Annotated in this window: 3 protein-coding genes; 2 read left to right on the forward strand and 1 reads right to left on the reverse strand. The window is 48.3% G+C overall.

The window, feature by feature from the left end:
• Nucleotides 1-1463 (forward strand): iron uptake porin (locus tag F6K37_RS38365; protein ID WP_287256344.1); only part of this gene is annotated, 1463 nt, incomplete at its 5' end.
• A gap of 178 nt (nt 1464-1641) precedes the next feature.
• On the opposite strand, the gene F6K37_RS38370 is transcribed toward F6K37_RS38365, so the two are convergent.
• Nucleotides 1642-1800: a hypothetical protein gene (locus F6K37_RS38370; RefSeq protein WP_154659802.1), complete on the reverse strand. Its 159-nt coding sequence runs from the start codon at nt 1798-1800 to the stop codon at nt 1642-1644.
• A 208-nt stretch (nt 1801-2008) separates the two neighbouring features.
• On the opposite strand from F6K37_RS38370, the gene F6K37_RS38375 reads away from it, so the two are divergent.
• A partial coding sequence (locus F6K37_RS38375; protein WP_287256347.1) for an iron uptake porin occupies nt 2009-2408 on the forward strand: 400 nt, incomplete at its 3' end.

Here is a 2408-nt window from a genome sequence, read left to right on the forward strand (position 1 = left end):
ATGAAGCTTTGCGCTCTCTGGTAGAACGGTATGGCTGTATTGCTGGTTATCCTAACCGCACATTCCGTGGAAACCGGGCAACTACCCGTTATGAGTTTGCGGCTGGTTTGAATGCTTGCTTGAACCAAATTGAGCGGTTAATTGCGGCGAGCACAGCGGACTTTATTACCAGGGAAGACTTGGAAACCCTGCAACGGCTGATTCAAGAGTTTGAAGCAGAACTGGCTACCCTAGGGGCACGGGTGGATAACTTAGAAGGTCGGGTGGCTTTCCTAGAAGACCATCAGTTCTCCACCACCACCAAACTCAAAGGGGAAGTTCTGTTTACCTTTGCTGGTGCCTTTGGGGAAGAACAAGCTGAAGCTGAAGAAAGGCGATTAGATGGAGATGACGAAGACGAGGATGATGACGAAGAAGCTCAGGAAGGCATTGATGAAAACATTACCTTCAGCAACAGGGTACGTCTGAACTTCGATACCAGTTTCACCGGTAAAGACCGGTTGAGAACTCGTTTGCAGGCAGGGAACTTTACTAGGCTCAGTAGTGTGACTGGTACCGACATGGCTCGCTTGGGTCATGATGCCGGTGGTGGCAACGATGTGGAAATTACTGAATTGCACTACCGCTTCCCCATTGGTAAGAAATTAAGGGCTTATGTGGGAACCACTGGCCTGGACTTGCATGACATTTTCAACCCGACCAACCCCATCCTGGCAAGCAGTGGCAGTGGTGGCTTATCCCGGTTTATCCGCCGTAACCCCCTAACTCATCGGGGAGTAACCGGAACTGGTGGCGGTTTCACCTATAAATTTAGTGATGCCTTGAAACTATCAGTACTTTATTTGGCTGATGATGGTGATGCTTCTAATCCCGGTGAGGGCTTAGGATTGTTCAATGGTGCCTATAGCGCTGGTGCTCAACTGGGTATTTCCCCCATTGATAATTTGGATCTATCTTTGACCTACGTCCGTAGTTACCAGCCAGGAGACAGTGTCAATCTTTCGGGTAGCACTGGTAGTGAACTGGCCCAGGAACCATTCGGTAATACGGCTACCTCTGCCAATCGCTTAGGAGCACAAGCCAGTTTGCGCCTGACCGAACAAATTCACATCGGCGGTTGGTTTGGTTATATTGATGCTGAAGCAGAAGATGATAATGGTACGGTAGAAGAAGGTGACAATGCTGACATCTTCACTTGGCTAGCCACCCTGTCTTTCATTGATTTAGGCAAAGAGGGAGCTGTGTTCAGTATTGCCGGGGGTGTGCCACCTAAGGCTACCGAAATTGATGGTACCGAACAAGAAGATGAAGATACTTCCTACCTGGTTGAGGCACAGTACAAATTCCCCATTAGCAAGAACATCCTGATTACTCCAGGAGCCTACGTGATTTTCAATCCTAATCACGATGAAGGCAATGATACGATTTGGGTTGGAGCCATCCGTACCACCTTTAAGTTCTAAGTAAAAATACTAGGTACAAATTCTAGGTATTGCTATCAGCTATCTGCTGTGATTTATCAGCAGATAGCTGACTAGTTTAGGAGAAGTCACAAGTCACAAGTCACAAGTCAAACTCTTGCGCTTACAAAGGGTGTGAGACTTTTGTCATGTCCTAACTGCCCTGTCTTGATGCAGTCGCTCATGGGGAGGGGCTGTGTGCGGAACCTGCGTCCGCACCTGTCTTGATGCAGTCGCTCATGGGGGAAACCCCCAAGACCGCGCTGCATCGCTGTAAGCCCCGTGGAAACCCCCAAGACCGCTTAGGTGCGCTTTCCGCATTAAGAATTAAATTCGCCACGGGTCGCACCTCTGCATCGCTGGCGACTGCTGTATCGTAAGTGACTAAAATCGAGGATGAGTATCTTTCTCGAAAAATCACAAAAAAAATGATATGCTAATCCAGAGTTGTCCTATAACTAACGAATTTTCGTGGTTGTAGGACAAAGTGGCGGACTGCATTGAGTCCAAGAGTGTTGTCTACTAGGTGTGAGGTTGATTGAGAAAAGATGTCAACAAGTTTTTGGAATACGATCAAATATAGTCCCGCTTTGCTAGGGGCTTCACTGCTGGTGGCTAACAGTGCCTATGGTGCTCCCAGCCTGGAGGAATCTTCTACTGAAACTAAAGTGGCTCCACAAGAGCTAACCGTTGCCCAGGCTACGGGTGAGTCTAACTCGGAAATTCTACAACAAATCAATATCTACAACAACCAGGGCACGGATGTAGATTCGATAGACCAGGTCACCAGTGTTTCCCAACTGCGGGATGTATCTCCTGGAGACTGGGCTTATGAAGCTTTGCGCTCTCTGGTAGAACGGTATGGCTGTATTGCTGGTTATCCTAACCGCACATTCCGTGGAAACCGGGCAACTACCCGTTATGAGTTTGCGGCTGGTTTGAATGCTT

Source organism: Moorena sp. SIO4E2, from assembly GCF_010671945.1.
Taxonomy (GTDB): domain Bacteria; phylum Cyanobacteriota; class Cyanobacteriia; order Cyanobacteriales; family Coleofasciculaceae; genus Moorena; species Moorena producens.